This is a genomic window from Halodesulfovibrio marinisediminis DSM 17456, assembly GCF_900129975.1.
In the GTDB taxonomy this organism is placed as follows: Bacteria; Desulfobacterota; Desulfovibrionia; order Desulfovibrionales; family Desulfovibrionaceae; genus Halodesulfovibrio; species Halodesulfovibrio marinisediminis.
The window spans coordinates 18,339-34,918 of the sequence record NZ_FSRG01000003.1; the positions used below are offsets into that span (position 1 = coordinate 18,339).

The following is a 16,580-nucleotide window of genomic DNA, read 5'->3' on the forward strand; positions in this document are numbered from 1 at the left end:
ATAACCAGGGAGGGAATATGCCTCAGAAAACATGCAGGGTAGAACTTGTTGCCTCAACTCCAGACCCAATGGCAGTTATTTATGCAGCGTTCAGGCAGTGCTACCATGCAGGCTTTGTGGGCGACATGCACACCAAGCTTGTAGATGGAGAGATTCCCGCAGAAAAACAGGCTGCTTTTATCCGTAAGGTTATGGAGTCCGGTCATGCCAGCCCAATAGAGCATGTTTCTTTTACCTTCGCTATAGAAGGTGTTTCCCGTGCCTTAACACATCAACTTGTCCGCCATCGCATCGCATCTTATTCCCAGCAGAGCCAGCGCTATGTTGACGGTAGTAATTTCGACTACATTCTGCCGCCTGCTTTTGCAAAGATTTCTGAAGCAAAAGCACGTTTTGAGAAATTTTTAGATGAAGTCGGTGATGCCTATCAGGAATTAAAAAAGATTCTTGAAGATAACGGACGAGGCGAAAAGGCAAAAGAAGATGCCCGCTTTGTGTTACCGCAAGCTACAGAATCCAAAATTGTAGTAACAATGAACTGTCGAAGCCTTATCAATTTCTTTGAGCACCGCTGTTGTACCCGTGCACAGTGGGAGATTAGAGAGATGGCGAATCAGATGCTGGAAATTTGTCGCAAAGAGTTGCCGTGTGTCTTCGAAGATGCGGGTGCCCGCTGTGAGAAGTTGAAGTATTGCCCTGAAGGGGAGAAGTTCACCTGCGGGCGTTATCCACTTCCATAACTAATCGGGTCTCACCACGTGTAACCGCCTTATATTGGTAGATTGTATATTTGGTATTTACAATGTGCGTATCCGAATAGATGACGTTAAATTAAGCGATATTTTTATAACATATTGTAAAGAAAAGTTGTTTCGATTTGCATAGAGAGTGAGAGCTACATAGATATGTGGCTCTCACATACTTTTTTACAAAAAAGCTTGAATAAAAAGTGCGTCAGATGATTGCCTTTTTCGAATATTAGCTTTAAAAGGCGAATTCTTCAGTTTTCGGCAATACTAATTGTGGAAAACTTTTCCACAGAATTGTGGAAACTATAAAGTCGACCGCGCCAACACTTGTTGTCCGTTAGTCGAATAATTCTCCCGAAAATGGCATTTTGCTAAAAAAGGTAGATAAATCGAGATATTGTTAAACTTAGCCGGATGATAGTACCTGTGTACAGACTAACAGGTATCACTGGTTTAACTCGAATTGCGGAATAGCATGAAAGAACGTAGGAACATCCCCATGATTGATATTTGGGGTCAAATCCGAGAAATTCTACAAGAAAGCCTTAACCCTGGCATTTTCAAAGTATGGATTTCACCGTTACAAGCAGAAGTCGATGGCAATGCCATCCGGCTGACAGCTTCTAATGATTTCGTAGCATCATGGGTGCGTGAGCGCCTGGTGAACGATATCGCTGAAGCTGCGACTACTGTTATGGGTGAACGTCCTACTATTACAGTTGTTGCGGGTGCGGCTAAAGCAGTTGTAACGCCGAAAGCGCAAGCCAAAAGTGCTGCGCCGAAATCTGCACCTGTACCTGAACCGCAGATAGCTTCTGCACCGGTACTTTTTGGTGCTGATAACAGACGTGCCGTACAGCAGCAGCTTCCTGTAGAACAGACGCTGGTTTCTAAAGCCCTCGACTGGAGATTTGATTTCGACAGCTTTGTAGTTGGTCCAAGCAACGACCTTGCATTCGCTGCATCACAGGGGATTACACGCGATTCTCTTTCTTGTAATACGCTTTTTTTGAGTTCAGCTCCGGGACTTGGTAAAACACACCTCATGCAGGCTGTGGGCGGCCAGCTTTGTAAACATAGTAACCGTGTTAACCCAAGAGTTGAATATCTCACTGCTGAAGAATTTGCGACCGGCCTCGTAACTTCTCTGAAGCATCGTGATACTGAACGGTTTAAAGCTCGTTACCGTGATATTGATCTTCTTTTGCTTGAAGATGTCCACTTCCTTCAGGGCAAAGAACGCATGCAGGATGAAGTTCTTGCAACAATTAAATCTCTCCAGTCCCGCGGTTCCCGCGTGGTGCTGTCCAGTTCTTTTGCTCCACGTGATCTGAAAGATGTTGATAATCAGCTTGTTTCCCGTTTCTGCTCAGGGTTCCTTGCTGTTATTGATAAGCCGGACTTTGAAACACGTCGCGATATTCTCTGCAAAAAAGCACGTCTGTATCAGGTAGATTTGCCAGAAAACGTGACTGATTTACTTGCAGAAAACATTCATTCAGATGTACGTCAGATTGAGAGCTGCTTGCACAACCTTATTCTGAAAGCTCGCATTCTGAACGAACGAATTTCTATGGACATGGCATGGGACGTTATTGGGCATTATGCATCCCGTGAAGTCGTAATGAACATGGATTCCATTATACGTTGTGTATGTAGCTGTTTTGATCTTTCATTTGATCAGCTTAACTCACGCAGCCGTAAGCGTGAGCTGGTAACAGCGCGCAACACCATCTTCTATCTTGCTCGTAAGCACACTGATCTTTCTTTGAAGCAGATCGGTTTGCAGTTCAACCGTCGCCATTCAACCGTGTTGAAAGGCATTACAAACCTTGAACGTGAAATGAGTCGTAGCACACCGACTGGTCGTCAGGTGTCTAATACTGTGAAGATGATTGAGAAGAATGGACGAATTTCCGCCCCCTGAGAATAATCGGGGGTCGTAAGTCTTGTTAGTGATGAGGCGCGTACCGCTCGATGCGGCACGCGCCTTTTTTGTTCTTCAGATGCATGTAAGTAAAAGCGCCTAGCTTTACATCCCCATTGGCAACTGCAGGCATTTGAGAGCAACATTAATGGGTTGGTAGAGGAAAAGAAAAGCTTTGCTTTTTTACAAAAATGTAATAACGCTGCTGTGAACAATGTTGTTACATTGTCAGTCAGGAGGAAATATGCACGAGAATAAAGCATATAGAGAAATTGCTCCCCGCTTGGTAGGGCTTCGTGAAGCTGTAGATATGACAGTCGAACAGCTCGCCGAGAAAATCGGAGTTAAGCCGGAAGTCGTAGCACTGTACGAAGAAGGTGAAACCGAGATTCCTGTTAGCTACTTAAAAGATATTGCAACTGTCTGTGGTGTTGACCTTACTTCTCTGATCACTGGTCAGGAAGGTCACCTGCATGATTATACTCTTGTGCGCAAAGGTGAAGGACTCAGCGTTGAGCGCCGTAAAGATTATGATTATTTCAACCTTGCTGCACGTTTTACTAATAAAAAGATGGAACCGTTTCTTGTAACTGTTCCTGCTAAAGATTTAAACGAGCTTACTTGGAACGAGCACAGCGGGCAGGAATTCATTTATCTGCTCGAAGGCAAGTTAGAAGTATGGCTTGATCAGACACGCCATAAACTCGAAGCCGGTGATTCCATTTACTTTGATTCACGTATTCCTCATGCATTACGTGGGCTTGATGGGGAATCAGCGACTTTTCTCGACGTGATTAGCTAGTCCCTTTCCGGTGCAGTGAGCGAGCTGCTGCGACCCCGCAAGTGCAAGTGCACGCCGGTGAGGGACATGACACAGGGGATGTTGTCAAAAAAGTTATTACGTTAAATACCACCTGAGGTGGTGAATGGTATCCCTTACATGGGATAAGGATAGAGTGATGAAAAAGTTTTCCAGTTCCAGCTATGAAGAGTTTGTACACGAGTTTAACCTAGATGTTCCTGAAAATTTCAACTTCGCATATGATGTGTTGGATTCCATAGCGGATGAAGATCCAGAGCGTCTTGCTATGGTGCATGTTGATGATTCAGGTACTCGCAATGACTACTCTTTTGCATGGTTTCAGGAACAATCTGCAAAACTTGCTGGCGCGTTAGAAGCTCAGGGTCTCAAAAAAGGCGACAGAGTTATGCTTATTCTGTACCGCCGAGTTGAGTTCTGGGTGTCCATGCTTGCTTGCCATAGGCTTGGACTTGTGCCGGTTCCGTCTCCCTCACAGTTGACTGTAAAAGATATTGATTTCCGCGTCCGTCGCGCTGCTATCCGCGGTATGATCGTTGAAGATTCTGTGGCGGAACGTGTTGAAGCTGCACGTGCAACCTGTCCTTCTCTTAGCTGCCTCGTTCAGGCTGGCGGCGATTCTGTCGCAGATGGATGGCATGCATATGATGAACTTGTGGCATCCGGACCGTCAGAGTTCCCTCGTCCACAGGAGCCGGAGCGTAATTCAGGTGGAAATGATCCACTGCTCATTTTCTTCTCATCCGGTACTACCGGTATGCCGAAGATGGTTGAACACATTCACACTTACCCGTTGGGACATTACGTTACCGGTGCTTACTGGCACGATCTGGAACCGGGTGATCTTCACCTGACACTGGCTGATACCGGTTGGGGTAAGGCCGTTTGGGGTAAATTCTATGGACAGTGGATGGCTGGTGCCGCCGTGTTCGTATGGGATTTCCGCGGTAAATTTGAGCCTGCTGAATTGCTTGAGCAGTTAGCAGAGCATAAAGTTACCACCTTCTGTGCGCCTCCAACTGTATATCGTTTCCTCATTCGACAGGATCTCGCTAAGTATGACTTATCAGCACTTCGCCATTGCACAACAGCAGGCGAATTGCTGAACGACAGTGTGTTCCACGAATGGAAGAAGATCACCGGATTGCCAATTTATGAAGGGTATGGACAAACAGAGACTACTCTCCAAATCCTTACTCTCCCTTGCATGGAAGCAAAACCAGGTTCTATCGGAAGACCTGCACCGTGTTGGGATGTTGTACTTATGGATTCTGAAGGCAACATCTGTGAACCGGGTCAGGAAGGTGAAATCTGTGTAAAAACTTCTGACGGCGCCCCCGTAGGGCTGTTTGCTGGTTACCTTGAAGATCCGGAAAAAACCGCTTCTGTAATGTTCGATGGCTATTACCACACTGGTGATAAGGCATGGATGGATGAAGATGGATACTTCTGGTTCTTAGGTCGTGTTGATGACCTTATTAAATCTTCAGGCTACCGTATCGGACCTTTCGAAGTAGAATCTGCGCTTGTTGCGCATCCAGCTGTTATTGAAGCAGCGGTAACTGGTGTACCGGATGAACTGCGCGGTCAGCTGGTTAAAGCAACTGTAGTGCTGGCTCCAAACTACACTGAGTCCGAAGAACTGACCAAAGAGCTGCAGAACCATGTTAAGAAGGTTACTGCGCCGTATAAATACCCGCGTATCATCAACTACGTGAAGGAACTGCCGAAGACTATCTCCGGTAAAATCCGTCGTGTTGAGATTCGCCAGCAGGATGCTAATGCTGATTAAGCAGTAGCTTACCGAGATGAAATAAAATGCTCCCTGATTCATGTCAGGGAGCATTTTTTTATGTTTTCAGAAGGCTGTCTTTTAAAAGTTTATTATGCGACCTAGGTTGTTTTTTAGCCTTTTCATAGCGCCAAGTTACTGACTTGAAAAATAAACAGGCTGTCCTATCAAGGAGAACAGCCTGTTGTGATTACAAGCAAGGTAGTGGTGCATAAGCCGCGAGGCTATTAATAAATCGTGCTGGTCTCGCGGCTAAAATTTTTTGGAGAGTCCAGAGGACCTTGTTTTAACAAGGTTCTTTGGCCACCGGAGGCAGTTGTAATAGATGGTTGTTAGACATCCTTCATGCTGAGCGAAATACGCTTTCTGGGCGCATCTACTTCAATCACTTTAACGGTAACTTTTTGCTGTACTCGAACAACTTCTGCAGGATCACTTACATAACGGTCTGCAAGTTGCGAGATGTGCACGAGACCATCCTGATGCACTCCTACGTCTACGAACGCACCGAATTTTGTTACGTTGGTTACGATTCCGGGTAGTACCATGCCTTCAAACAGGTCAGAAATTTTGTGAACGTCTGCAAATTTAAACTCAGTAAACTGCTCGCGCGGGTCGCGTCCAGGGCGTGCAAGTTCGTTCATAATGTCGTTCAGCGTCGGTAATCCTATGACGTCTGTGACATAGTCTTGTAGCTGAATTTTGGATTTAAGCTCTTTTTTTCCGATTAGATCGGGAAGCTTCATAGCTAAATCTTTCGCAATTTGCTCAACTACCTTGTATGATTCTGGATGCACTGCTGATGCATCTAGCGGGTTTTTTGCATTATGAATTCGCAAGAAACCGGCACATTGCTGGTACGCTTTTGGACCAAGTCGTGGAACTTTATGAAGCTCTTTTCGTGACTTGAACGCACCGTTTTCAGCACGAAAGTTTACAATATTTTGCGCCAAAACTGGACCGAGGCCGGACACATGTGTGAGCAATTCTTTGCTGGCAGTATTTAATTCTACACCAACACTGTTAACGCAAGAGGCGACAACATCGTCCAGTGCTTTTTTCAGTTCAGTCTGGTTTACATCATGCTGGTACTGCCCAACACCAATGGATTTTGGATCTATTTTTACCAGTTCTGCCAAAGGGTCCATGAGGCGCCGACCAATCGATACTGCACCACGTACTGTAATATCTTCATTCGGAAATTCTTCGCGGGCAACTGCGGAAGCAGAATATACGGATGCACCTGATTCATTAACCATATTAATGGTTATGTCCGGAATATTGAGGCTTCGGACAAAAGTTTCGGTCTCGCGTGAGGCAGTGCCGTTACCAATGGCAATTGTTTCAATATTGAATTTGGCAACGAGGTTTCGGATGCGTTCTGCCGCTTGTGCTTCTTTTGCTGCGCCGGACGTAGGGTAGATTGTTTCGTTGTGCAGTAGGTCCCCGTGTTCGGAAAGACAAACCAGCTTTGCGCCAGTACGGAATCCGGGGTCGAGAGCGAGAACGCGTTTTTGCCCCAATGGTGCTCCGAGAAGCAGTTCGCGAAGGTTGGATGCAAAAACAGAGATGGCTTCGATGTCTGCACGGTTTTTTAACTCTGCACGGATGTCGTTTTCAAGAGAAGGAGCAAGCAGGCGCTTGTAAGCATCCTCACAGGCTAATCTGACTTGTTTACCGCACTCATTGCGTGATGTGGCAAAGTGGTTGGTGAGTGCGTTCAGCGCTAGCCCTTCATCTGGGCGGATGGAGAGACTAAGCACTCCTTCCTGTTCCCCGCGAAACATAGCAAGCAAGCGGTGGCTTGGAGCTTTGGCGACAGGTTCTTCCCAGTTGAGGTAATCTTTATAGGTTGCTGCCTCTTCTTCTTTTTTACCACGTGCAAGTTTTGATGAGCACACACCTTTAACGGCAAATATTTTACGAAAGACCGTACGGGTTGGAGTGTCTTCACTGATGCGTTCAGCAATAATATCCCGTGCACCTTTAAGCGCTGCTTCTGCATCAGGAACGTCTTTCTCGTCTGAAATATAGGTGGCAACAAGTGATTCCAGCTTGCAATTATCTTGTTCGAAAATGAGGTTTGCAAGTGGTTCTAAGCCTCGCTCGCGAGCAGTTTGAGCACGAGTGCGACGTTTAGGCTTGTATGGAAGGTAGATATCTTCAAGCTCAGAAAGAGAAGTGGCATTATGCAGTGCCTTTGATAGATCTGCTGTAAGCTGGTCACGTTCTGTAAGAGCTGATATAATGGCGTCTCTACGCTTGTTGAGAGCTGTTAGCACCTCGTACCTGTCGCGAATGTCGGTAATGGCTACTTCGTCCAGAGAACCGGTTGCTTCTTTTCTGTAGCGGGCAATAAAAGGAACCGTAGCCCCCTCCGCTAGTAGGTTTAGTACTGAAGCTACTTTTTTTTCTGAAAGCCCAAGTTCGTGTGCTATAATTTTTTGTGAGTTTGTCATTATAAGTAATGCTCTCTTTCTTGCGTATGGTATGTTAGTAGTTACTTGCAAAGTATTCGAAACCGCATTGCCCATGTGGGAAAGGAGGAAGTTATGACGTTTACGTACAAAGATCTGCCAGTAGTTCTTCGTGAAACAGAGTTACTGACCCTTAAAGATGGTACGCAGTTGCGTTTTGAGTCAAATGGTGGTGCGCAGGAAGTCTTTGTAAATGATGAGTGGACTTCACGGGCATCCCTGTTTCAAGGTATGGATCATCTTCTTACAGTTAGTGACGAGCAAATCCATATTATCTCCGAAGCGGACGGTCTGCGAGTAGAACTGAAGTAGCTTGATAAGACAAGAACGAAATTATGTGTCGTTGTAGAGGTACACTGCATCAAAATAAAAGACCAAATCCCTTCGCAGAATTTGGTCTTTTTTGTTTGCCTGCTGACAAGATGCGTTATGCATTCTTGCCCAAAAAAAAGTATGTCGTGTTGTGCTGTGTGACTTTATTGCAGCTGTTCTTCTCCTCGCGCGCCCAACGCGTTTCGAAGATAATCTCCCAAAAAGTTTCCGACTTCATCGGTTGCACTTTCTTTAACGCCGAACTCTGCTAAATCTTCAGCAATTTGTTGTTCCATTCGCTCGGATTCCATGAACATAAGATATACAAGCGCGATTGTTGCATTGCTTTCATCTGTGTTGTCACACATGTCTGCAAGCTGGGTGGTTTTTACTGTCTGCAGCATGCGGTCTGCAAACATTTCAGCCCATTTTTTGTAAATTGTACCTGGTAAGGTAGGTACGTGCTGAGCAATTTCAGCGGAAGCATCTTTTTCAATGTTAGGAAGTGTTACGTCCATAAATTCCCTAAGCGCCTCTGATCGGCTGCCGATGGAATCGTCAATACGGGTCATAACGGTTGCAATGAGGTGTTCACGTATTGCAAGAATATCCATTTTAAATCCCTTTGTTTCTGGCGAAAATACATAAAGGCATTTTTCTAAAAATGCAGGTGCAGAGTACAGAATTGTGACTGTTGGGGCAATAGGAAGCCGAAAAAAAAGATGCAACCTTTCCATGTGATTAGAAAGAATATCGGTGGGGTGTGATCGGTGTAGTTAGCATAGGAAATAATATTTTGCTCAATTGAATGAAAGTAATGGCAGGGAATGAAAAAAGGGGCCCCTGTCCAGAGATTTTAAACAGGGGCCTTGGGTTCTAAAGAGGAGATATGTAACTATAACGCTGCTTGTGCAGCTTGAATTGCGGCTTCGTAATCTGGTTCGTCAGTTACTTCCGGTACAATCTGGGAGTAAACAATCTTCTGGTTACGATCGATGACGAATACGGAACGTGCCAGGAGCCGGAGTTCTTTAATTGCAACTCCGTATGCATGGCCAAGGGAGAGCTCTTTGTGGTCAGAAAGTACTTCAACAGCATTAATTCCTGCAGCACCGCACCAGCGCGCTTGTGCAAACGGAAGGTCAGTAGAAACTGTTAATACCTTAATATCGCCATGAAGGTTTGCTGCCTCCTGGTTGAAGCGACGTGCTTCAACGTCGCAGACCGGAGTATCAAGAGAAGGAACAGTTACTAGGAGAATAACTTTGCCTTTGTAATCTTCAAGGCTCTTGGGTGCTAATTCAGTAGTGAGAACGGAGAAGTCTGGAGCAGCATCACCAACTTCTAGTGGTGAACCTACGAGAGTCAGACCGTTGCCTTGAAAAGTGATGATGCCGGAACGTTCAATCATGAGAATTCTCCTGACAATAAAGTTCATATTGTAGCCCTGTTGGGCTGTGTTTTCGTTTGTTGAAATCCTTTTACACATAAAAGCACTTAATGGGAATAGTTATTATTACAAAAAGTATTTTTTCTAAACTCGGATACATAAATGCTATCCATCCATGTTTATACCGGAAAAGTCGCTGTTTTCATTTATTTTATTCTGTACGAAGGACTGGTTTTTAGAAGGTGGCTGTTTATAAGGACAAAGTTTATCTAGATCATTTATGAGTAATAGTAGGATGAGATGACTGCCATGGCTATGGTATAGACCAATGCTGTACCAAAGGAGAATTGGTCATGACTAAAGTGGAAAAGCCGGATGTTTTCATAATTGGCTCAGGCCCCGCAGGCGGGGCTGTTGCTCGAACTTGTGTAGCTGAGGGGAAGAAGGTTGTTGTGGCTGACTACCAGCCTTTTGGAGGCACATGTCCATTGCGAGGATGTGAACCGAAGAAGTTTCTTTTTGATGTTACGAATGTTGCATTACGTCGTAAGCACATGACGGAAAGGGGGTTGCGGGGCTGTCTTGCTATAAATTGGAAGATGATGATGACAGCAATGGCTGAAATGCGTGACCCTATTCCATCTTTAGTAGAAAATTTTTATGAGAAACACGGAATCATAGCAGTGCATGGCAAGGCTCAGTTTGCTTCTCCTGATACAATTCTGGTTAACAAGAAAAAATATCAACCTGATAGAATAGTCATTGCCGCTGGTGCAACACCGCGTCCTCTGGATTTTTCAGGCAATGAGTTGCTCATGAACACAGATCAATTTTTTGAAATAAGGGAGTTACCTTCACGGATTGTGTTCATAGGTGGTGGGTTTATCGCGTTCGAGTTGTCTCACATTGCAGCAATCGCAGGTGCTCAAGTGGATGTTATCTTACGAAGTGAACGTTTTTTACGTCGCTTTGATCCTTCTCTTGTAGAGTGCATGATTGAAGCAAGTCGTGACATGGGGGTTCGGTTTCATACTATGATGCCGCCAAGTTCGCTTAAAAAAGATCGGGATGAATTGGTGCTTTGTGCTGGAGAAGATAATATCGAGTTCAGAGCAGATTGTATTGTCCATGCGGCAGGACGTATTGCACATGTGGCTGCGTTAAATCCCCAAAAAGGGCAACTTGAATTGAATCAGAAGGGTGGCATAAATGTGAATGAATTTATGCAAAGCACTTCAAACCCCCGAGTCTATGCTGCCGGTGATGTCGTTGGAAATACCATGGAGTTGACTCCTGTCGCATCAATGGAAGGCATGGTTGTTTCGCATAATATTTTGCACGGCAATGGAGAAAGACCAGATTATTCAGTCGTTCCGTATACCCTTTTTACGCATCCACCGTTGAGTACTGTCGGGCTTCAAGAAGAAGAGGCACAGGCACAGAAAATACCGTATAAAGTTTACGAAGGGAGTGCTGCAGGATGGTCTGAATATCGAAGGATAGGCGAGCGGTACCCGTCCTATAAGGTTCTTGTTTCAAAGAAAGACGATACCATTCTTGGTGCAACAATGAATGGACATAATTCAGAAGAGATCATCAACATTTTCGCTTTTGCTATGCGGACCAAAACAACTGTGGCAGAGTTAAACAAGTGGCTTTGGGCGTATCCATCGTTCGGCTATACAATTAGGTATATGCTTAAGTAATCGAAAAACTTATTGCACGAGATTCTAAAGGGGTGGCAAGCTCCGTTGGAGAAATAAAAAAAGCCGGATGAACCGGCTTTTTTTATTTTAGAGGATCTGCTCAAGAAATTGCTTGAGTCGAGGATGCTTAGGATTTGTGAAGAATTCTTCAGGTGTCCCTTGTTCGATGATTTCACCGTGATCCATGAAGACGAGACGGTCAGCCACCTCACGGGCGAAGCCCATTTCGTGGGTTACGCAAACCATGGTCATGCCTTCTTTGGCGAGGCTAGTCATAACATCAAGTACTTCCCCGATCATTTCAGGGTCGAGTGCAGATGTAGGTTCATCGAAAAGCATGATTTTCGGGTTCATAGCGAGCGCACGTGCAATAGCTACACGCTGCTGCTGACCACCGGACAGCTTGGCTGGGTATACATGCGCTTTATCTGAAATGCCTACCTTTTTGAGAAGATCGAGTGCGATGGACTCTGCTTCATCTTTAGGCATCTTTTTAAGACGCATCGGAGCCATAGTCAGGTTGCCCAGCACAGTTTTATGTGGGAACAGGTTAAAGCTCTGGAACACCATGCCCAGCTCCTGGCGCACATTGTTAATGTTGCATTCCGGTGCAGTAATATCCTGACCGTCTACAATGATGTGCCCTTTGTCTATTTTTTCAAGACGGTTGATGGAGCGTAATAATGTTGACTTACCAGAACCAGATGGCCCGAGGATAACGACTTTTTCACCTGAGTTAATGTTCAGGCTTACATCATTAAGCGCTGTGAGCTGTCCAAAAAACTTGTAGACGTTTTCTACTTGGATGATTGGATTAGTCGTCATAGTAATTCAGTTTGTTTTCCATGATGCTTACCCCCTTAGAAAGAAGCAGGGTAATCACAAGGTAGATGAGAGCTACCAGAAGGTAACATTCAAAATAGTTAAATGTAACAGACGCGTATTCTCTGCCTCGACGCAGTAATTCGGATACTGCGAGAATGGAGACGAGAGAGGAGTCTTTCAGCAGCGCGATGAATTCGTTACCGACAGGTGGAAGAATAGTTCTCCAGGCCTGTGGAAGAATTACCATGAACATGGTTTCAGTTTTGTTAAAACCAAGGGAACGGGCTGCTTCGGTCTGACCGGAGTCAACTGCGTCAATGCCTGCGCGGAATACTTCGCCCATGTATGCGCCGTAACAGACTGACATGGCGATGATAGCCGCGGTAAGGTCAGGTAATTGAATGAATTCACCGATTGCATAGTAGATGAAAAATAGTTGAACCAGAAGTGGAATACCACGGATAATTTCTACATAGGTTGAAGCAATAAGGTTGATGATCTTATTTTCAGACAATCGTCCCATACCGGTGGCAAGTCCGATAGGAATCGTGAGTAGAATTGCGCTGATTGTAACTTCAAATGTAACCAGAATTCCGTCTGGCAAAAATTTCAGAATATCAAGGTACGGGTCCGGATTTTTAACGCAAAGGTAAATGATGGAGCAGATTGCAAAAGCAAGTGAGATGCTCCATGCAGTAACTACACTTTTGTCCTTTCCGGATGGGATAAGCATACCGTCAGTAACGGCAATGCGTACTTCTTTTTTTTCTACGCTCATAGTTAGTATCGCTGTTGTTTGCAGTAAAAAGAAAGGACTGGCGCTCTATAAGTACCAGTCCCTTATTGGATATATAGAGGCTTCTTATTGACCGATCCACTTCTTGCGAAGTTCGGCTTCAATACCTTTAGCTTTTACTGCCTTGATACCTTTGTTGAGGAGATCGAGAAGTTCTTTGTTACCTTTTTTTACTACGAAACCGTAGTATTCAGGCTTATCAGACTTAACGATGAATGCGAGCTTGAATTTGCCTGCGTATTTAGGGTTACGCAGAACGTAGTCAGCTGCGATTGCGTCGTCACAAATTACACCGTCGATACGGTTAGTGTTAAGAGCTTCAATAGCAAAGCCGATTTCGTCGTATTCTTTGGTGTTAATGCCTTCAGCACGTTTAGCCATAAATACGCCGGTAGTACCGATCTGGCCGCCAAGGGTTTTGCCCTTGAGGTCTGCAAGAGAAGCACTGGTTGCGTCTTTTGGAAGAATTACAGCCTGAGTTACTTCAAAGTATGGATCAGAGAAGTCAAACTTCTTCTGGCGCTCAGGTGTGATGGATACGGATGAAGAAATCATGTCGTATTTTCTGCCAACTAAGCCAGCGAAAATGCCATCCCATGCAACACTTTTATGCTCGACTGTAAGGCCGAGTTCTTTAGCAATAGCATCACAGTAGTCAACAGAGTAACCAACAATGTTTTTATTAGCGTCAACAAATTCCATTGGAGGCCAAGTTGCGTCGTGTGCAATCACGATTGTTTTCTGTGCGAATGCGAAGGAAGCGGTCATTGCAACAACTACCAGCGCAAGAACTAATTTTTTCAGCATTGGATTCTCCTGCTTTGCAAAAAATGTGTTTGATAAACGTCCCGCTTATAAACTGGCGTTGAGAGCCCCAAATGTCAACTGATAATCGCTTGAATTATGTGAAAAAATACAAAAAAGTAACTTTGTGTAGTACTTTCAAGTACTACGTCATGATAAACGTTACAATAAATGGAACAAGTACTGTTAAAACCATACCGCTAAAGACTGCTACGATGCCATAGCGTTCACTTGTAAACTTTACGATTATTGGAAGGGTGGTATCCATAGCGGTTGCACCACCGGATGCAACGGGGGCAAGTTTACCAAAAAAACGAACAAGAATAGGCGTACATAAAAGTGTGATGATTTCGCGTATAATGTTCGAGAGCAATGCAACGGAACCGAGAATAGGATCCCCTAAGTTGGTGATAATAACAGTGGAAAGTGAATAGTAGCCAAACCCTGCACCAACAGCGAGTACATCACGCATCGGCATATCTGTAATCAGGCACCAAGCGGCAATAGAGCCTACTGCTGTTCCAAGCATAACAGCAATAGGTACCAGCAGCACTTTAAGATGCATTTGACGCAGGATCTGCCAGCAATGGGAATCAAACCCAATGGACATCCCTACAAGGAAGAGTAAGGCATAAAGTGTGTAGGTTGAAAGGGAATCGTTAAGCAGCCATTCCGGAACAGAATCCCAGTGTCCTACAAAACAACCGGCAATAAAGAAGGACAGGATAATAAGACTACCTTTCATCGAATTGTCCTTTCAGGATAAATTTATCAAGCAGAAAAACTGCACTGGCACTGCCCAGAACGCAAAGGGTACTGATGCATGCAGCCTGAACACCGATGGTGCCTAACTGGGTGACGATCGTTTCATTTGAGCCTGTGGTGACGCCCAGCATGAAGAGAAGTGCGTAGATTGACCACATAGTGAGGCGGTTAACGTTATCCACAACATGTTTGTTGTTACGGAACAGGAATCCCAGCGGAATGCCGACGAGTATGCAAAGAACGGTGATAAGCACAACGCCTCCTAAAAATAGAAATGAAATGAGAATAGTTGTATCTAAAGAATTTGCGGGTATACTTCCTATGACTTCTTGTCAAATAGCAAAAATAGAATACTGCTGACAAAATATGAGCGCTGTATGTGTGATTGGGGTCACGCTTGTAGCGTGACTTTCATCACATACTTATACTGTCAATTCGTTAGGGTGGAGCCATACACTGAACAAAAGGAGCCTTCCCATGCGTAAAAATAGAATTCCTGAAAGTCGTAGTTTTACTCCAGATAGGATGCATGTGCAGTTAGTGCATGAATCTGAAAACGTAAAAGTGATGAACTTTAACCTTAAGGCCGGACAGGAAATGCCTGTGCATTCGCATAATATTGATGGGGAACTTGTCATGGTCGTGCTTAGCGGTGAGGGAGAGCTTTTAGGCGAGTCTGGCGTACTGGATTCGATTGCCGCGGGTGATGTTTTAATTTGTGAAATTAAAGTGCCTCACGGGGTTCGAGCCTCAAAAGACATGAGTCTTGTTGTAACTATTGCACCTCCAATTTAAACAAAAATACTACCTGAATAGGAGGGACAACTAGTACACTGTAAAGTGGAAAGGAGGCTCCTATGCATAAAAGTAGTATTTTGAAAAATGCGGTGTTTAATCCGGACAGGGTGCATGAACGACTTATACATGAATCGGAAAATGCCAAGATTAAGAGCCTGCACATAAAAGCAGGTCAGGAAATTCCAGTCCAAGAGCGAAAAGAACTGGGAGAAACTATGATAGTTGTCTTGAGTGGTGAAGGTCAGTTGCTGGGAAAACATGGCGTGCTCGATACACTTGTCCGTGGCGATGTGGTAGTTGCTGACTTACGTGTACCTCATGGGTTGCGGGCAAAGAGGGATATGACCATTCTGGCCAGCTATACTCCTGCACAAGAAAATCAAGAAGAGTTGTAAATCTGAAATATTGTGTAGCATTGAATAATGCTGTGTAATTATTACGGATGATATTTTTATTCAGTGTTATGCATTGGATCAAAGTATACTTGGTTAGTAATGAACAAAAAAAGGCACTGCTTGAAATACAAGCAGTGCCTTTTTATTAAGGACTATTTTTAGTTTTCAATTTGTGCTTTTCGTAATTGAGAATATGCATTGCGTAATCCGATGTACGGTTCGACGGCAGTTCCGACGATGTTTTCGTACACAACAATGCGCTTATCTAATACGTTAAACTGTGCGGCTGCAAGTACACCATAGTTTAAGTAAACTGGGTCTAGAGAAGGTGGCAGGAAAGCTTCACCGATTAGTCCTGCGGTATCTCGGAAGTTAGATGCACCAAAGAATGGCAGTACAAGGTATGGTCCTGCTGGAACGCCCCATACGCCAAGGGTTTGTCCAAAATCTTCCTTTTCACCTGTGTACGGAATAACTGGCTTAAGATTTTTCGCAATGTCGATCATACCGCCGAAGCCAAATGCAGTGTTCACAACGAAACGTGAGAACTCAATGCCTGCTAAAGCAAATTTAGCCTGTAGGAGTGCGTTGACAAATCGGCGCGGCATACCAAACCAGTTAACGATAGCGTTATCGAAAGTTTCTCGGACAGGTTCTGGAACAACTACACGGTATGCTCTATGGGCAGGCTTAGCTACGTCGATGTATATCCAGTCGTTGATATCGAACCAAACTCTGTTCCAGCCTTCAAAAGGATCACTTACCGCAGTGGCAGAGTCTTCGATTTCGTACTCTGAATCGTCAAAGTAGTCAGAAGCGTCGTCAAAAAACTCATCTTCGTCATTGGCTGGGACTTCATTTTCTGCAATTAACGTAGCAGAAGAGTAAAGTAACGGAGTGACGGGAGTAGTTACAGAGGTATCTTTAGTCATTGCTAAAGGAATTTCACCATCTGCGTATACTGGCTGTGAGCTTAGAATGAGGAGAGCAAGAATAAGCCAAAAACCGTTTCGCATTAATTACC

The 16,580-nt window shown here is 44.6% G+C and carries 17 protein-coding genes; 8 read left to right on the top strand and 9 right to left on the bottom strand.

The features are described from left to right. The first annotated feature begins 17 nt into the window (after nucleotides 1–17). The 4 genes from thyX (at nucleotide 18) to BUR09_RS00155 (ending at nucleotide 5,288) form a co-directional block, all read left to right on the top strand. Nucleotides 18–740, top strand: a complete 723-nt coding sequence (gene thyX / locus BUR09_RS00140; RefSeq protein WP_074214950.1) for an FAD-dependent thymidylate synthase — start codon at nucleotides 18–20, stop codon at nucleotides 738–740. 508 nt (nucleotides 741–1,248) lie between these two features. After that, nucleotides 1,249–2,676, top strand: a complete 1,428-nt coding sequence (gene dnaA / locus BUR09_RS00145; protein WP_074214951.1) for a chromosomal replication initiator protein DnaA — start codon at nucleotides 1,249–1,251, stop codon at nucleotides 2,674–2,676. A 244-nt stretch (nucleotides 2,677–2,920) separates the two neighbouring features. Continuing rightward, complete coding sequence (locus tag BUR09_RS00150; RefSeq protein ID WP_074214952.1) at nucleotides 2,921–3,478, top strand: helix-turn-helix domain-containing protein; 558 nt, start codon at nucleotides 2,921–2,923, stop codon at nucleotides 3,476–3,478. Nucleotides 3,479–3,635: 157 nt separating this feature from the next. Then, nucleotides 3,636–5,288 carry an AMP-binding protein gene (locus BUR09_RS00155; protein ID WP_074214953.1) on the top strand — a complete coding sequence of 551 codons (1,653 nt, stop codon included), beginning with the start codon at nucleotides 3,636–3,638 and terminating at the stop codon, nucleotides 5,286–5,288. A 332-nt stretch (nucleotides 5,289–5,620) separates the two neighbouring features. Here BUR09_RS00155 and BUR09_RS00160 read toward each other — a convergent pair whose 3' ends face one another. Then, nucleotides 5,621–7,747 carry a Tex family protein gene (locus tag BUR09_RS00160; RefSeq protein ID WP_074214954.1) on the bottom strand — a complete coding sequence of 709 codons (2,127 nt, stop codon included), beginning with the start codon at nucleotides 7,745–7,747 and terminating at the stop codon, nucleotides 5,621–5,623. A gap of 93 nt (nucleotides 7,748–7,840) precedes the next feature. Between BUR09_RS00160 and BUR09_RS00165 the strand changes: the two genes are divergently transcribed. Next, nucleotides 7,841–8,077, top strand: a complete 237-nt coding sequence (locus tag BUR09_RS00165) for a hypothetical protein (protein ID WP_074214955.1) — start codon at nucleotides 7,841–7,843, stop codon at nucleotides 8,075–8,077. Nucleotides 8,078–8,241: 164 nt separating this feature from the next. Here the strand turns inward: BUR09_RS00165 and BUR09_RS00170 are convergent, their stop codons facing one another. Continuing rightward, nucleotides 8,242–8,691, bottom strand: coding sequence for a hypothetical protein (locus BUR09_RS00170; RefSeq protein ID WP_074215747.1), 450 nt, complete (start codon nucleotides 8,689–8,691; stop codon nucleotides 8,242–8,244). A 281-nt stretch (nucleotides 8,692–8,972) separates the two neighbouring features. Then, nucleotides 8,973–9,488 carry a thiol peroxidase gene (gene tpx, locus BUR09_RS00175; protein ID WP_074214956.1) on the bottom strand — a complete coding sequence of 172 codons (516 nt, stop codon included), beginning with the start codon at nucleotides 9,486–9,488 and terminating at the stop codon, nucleotides 8,973–8,975. 332 nt (nucleotides 9,489–9,820) lie between these two features. On the opposite strand from tpx, the gene BUR09_RS00180 reads away from it, so the two are divergent. Further along, complete coding sequence (locus BUR09_RS00180; RefSeq protein WP_084539264.1) at nucleotides 9,821–11,173, top strand: dihydrolipoyl dehydrogenase family protein; 1,353 nt, start codon at nucleotides 9,821–9,823, stop codon at nucleotides 11,171–11,173. Between the two features lie 87 nt (nucleotides 11,174–11,260). On the opposite strand, the gene BUR09_RS00185 is transcribed toward BUR09_RS00180, so the two are convergent. The 5 genes from BUR09_RS00185 to BUR09_RS00205 form a co-directional block, all read right to left on the bottom strand. Further along, a complete protein-coding gene (locus tag BUR09_RS00185) occupies nucleotides 11,261–11,998 on the bottom strand; it encodes an amino acid ABC transporter ATP-binding protein (RefSeq protein ID WP_074214957.1) in 738 nt (245 codons plus the stop codon). Further along, the gene (locus BUR09_RS00190) at nucleotides 11,988–12,776 is read right to left on the bottom strand and encodes an amino acid ABC transporter permease (protein WP_074214958.1); all 789 of its coding nucleotides are present in this window, start codon (nucleotides 12,774–12,776) and stop codon (nucleotides 11,988–11,990) included. The genes BUR09_RS00185 and BUR09_RS00190 overlap by 11 nt, the downstream gene beginning before the upstream one ends. Before the next feature lie 84 nt (nucleotides 12,777–12,860). Continuing rightward, the gene (locus BUR09_RS00195; protein WP_074214959.1) at nucleotides 12,861–13,601 is read right to left on the bottom strand and encodes a basic amino acid ABC transporter substrate-binding protein; all 741 of its coding nucleotides are present in this window, start codon (nucleotides 13,599–13,601) and stop codon (nucleotides 12,861–12,863) included. A gap of 142 nt (nucleotides 13,602–13,743) precedes the next feature. After that, nucleotides 13,744–14,343 carry a lysine exporter LysO family protein gene (locus BUR09_RS00200; protein ID WP_074214960.1) on the bottom strand — a complete coding sequence of 200 codons (600 nt, stop codon included), beginning with the start codon at nucleotides 14,341–14,343 and terminating at the stop codon, nucleotides 13,744–13,746. Continuing rightward, nucleotides 14,333–14,617: a LysO family transporter gene (locus tag BUR09_RS00205; protein WP_074214961.1), complete on the bottom strand. Its 285-nt coding sequence runs from the start codon at nucleotides 14,615–14,617 to the stop codon at nucleotides 14,333–14,335. Before BUR09_RS00205 ends, BUR09_RS00200 begins: the two co-directional genes overlap by 11 nt. 223 nt (nucleotides 14,618–14,840) lie before the next feature. Between BUR09_RS00205 and BUR09_RS00210 the strand changes: the two genes are divergently transcribed. Further along, nucleotides 14,841–15,158 carry a cupin domain-containing protein gene (locus BUR09_RS00210; RefSeq protein ID WP_074214962.1) on the top strand — a complete coding sequence of 106 codons (318 nt, stop codon included), beginning with the start codon at nucleotides 14,841–14,843 and terminating at the stop codon, nucleotides 15,156–15,158. 62 nt (nucleotides 15,159–15,220) lie between these two features. Then, complete coding sequence (locus BUR09_RS00215; RefSeq protein WP_074214963.1) at nucleotides 15,221–15,556, top strand: cupin domain-containing protein; 336 nt, start codon at nucleotides 15,221–15,223, stop codon at nucleotides 15,554–15,556. Between the two features lie 158 nt (nucleotides 15,557–15,714). Here BUR09_RS00215 and BUR09_RS00220 read toward each other — a convergent pair whose 3' ends face one another. Next, nucleotides 15,715–16,572 carry an MlaA family lipoprotein gene (locus BUR09_RS00220; protein WP_084539266.1) on the bottom strand — a complete coding sequence of 286 codons (858 nt, stop codon included), beginning with the start codon at nucleotides 16,570–16,572 and terminating at the stop codon, nucleotides 15,715–15,717. Between the last annotated feature and the right edge of the window lie 8 nt (nucleotides 16,573–16,580).

What these genes read in the sequence shown, in the direction of transcription:
- BUR09_RS00190 (WP_074214958.1), bottom strand. Translation starts at nt 12,776, where the DNA reads ATGAGCGTAGAAAAAAAAGAAGTACGCATTGCCGTTACTGACGGTATG.
- BUR09_RS00180 (WP_084539264.1), top strand. Translation starts at nt 9,821, where the DNA reads ATGACTAAAGTGGAAAAGCCGGATGTTTTCATAATTGGCTCAGGCCCC.
- BUR09_RS00200 (WP_074214960.1), bottom strand. Translation starts at nt 14,343, where the DNA reads ATGAAAGGTAGTCTTATTATCCTGTCCTTCTTTATTGCCGGTTGTTTT.
- BUR09_RS00160 (WP_074214954.1), bottom strand. Translation starts at nt 7,747, where the DNA reads ATGACAAACTCACAAAAAATTATAGCACACGAACTTGGGCTTTCAGAA.
- BUR09_RS00210 (WP_074214962.1), top strand. Translation starts at nt 14,841, where the DNA reads ATGCGTAAAAATAGAATTCCTGAAAGTCGTAGTTTTACTCCAGATAGG.
- BUR09_RS00185 (WP_074214957.1), bottom strand. Translation starts at nt 11,998, where the DNA reads ATGACGACTAATCCAATCATCCAAGTAGAAAACGTCTACAAGTTTTTT.
- dnaA (WP_074214951.1), top strand. Translation starts at nt 1,249, where the DNA reads ATGATTGATATTTGGGGTCAAATCCGAGAAATTCTACAAGAAAGCCTT.
- tpx (WP_074214956.1), bottom strand. Translation starts at nt 9,488, where the DNA reads ATGATTGAACGTTCCGGCATCATCACTTTTCAAGGCAACGGTCTGACT.
- BUR09_RS00170 (WP_074215747.1), bottom strand. Translation starts at nt 8,691, where the DNA reads ATGGATATTCTTGCAATACGTGAACACCTCATTGCAACCGTTATGACC.
- BUR09_RS00215 (WP_074214963.1), top strand. Translation starts at nt 15,221, where the DNA reads ATGCATAAAAGTAGTATTTTGAAAAATGCGGTGTTTAATCCGGACAGG.
- BUR09_RS00150 (WP_074214952.1), top strand. Translation starts at nt 2,921, where the DNA reads ATGCACGAGAATAAAGCATATAGAGAAATTGCTCCCCGCTTGGTAGGG.
- BUR09_RS00165 (WP_074214955.1), top strand. Translation starts at nt 7,841, where the DNA reads ATGACGTTTACGTACAAAGATCTGCCAGTAGTTCTTCGTGAAACAGAG.
- BUR09_RS00220 (WP_084539266.1), bottom strand. Translation starts at nt 16,572, where the DNA reads ATGCGAAACGGTTTTTGGCTTATTCTTGCTCTCCTCATTCTAAGCTCA.
- BUR09_RS00195 (WP_074214959.1), bottom strand. Translation starts at nt 13,601, where the DNA reads ATGCTGAAAAAATTAGTTCTTGCGCTGGTAGTTGTTGCAATGACCGCT.
- thyX (WP_074214950.1), top strand. Translation starts at nt 18, where the DNA reads ATGCCTCAGAAAACATGCAGGGTAGAACTTGTTGCCTCAACTCCAGAC.
- BUR09_RS00155 (WP_074214953.1), top strand. Translation starts at nt 3,636, where the DNA reads ATGAAAAAGTTTTCCAGTTCCAGCTATGAAGAGTTTGTACACGAGTTT.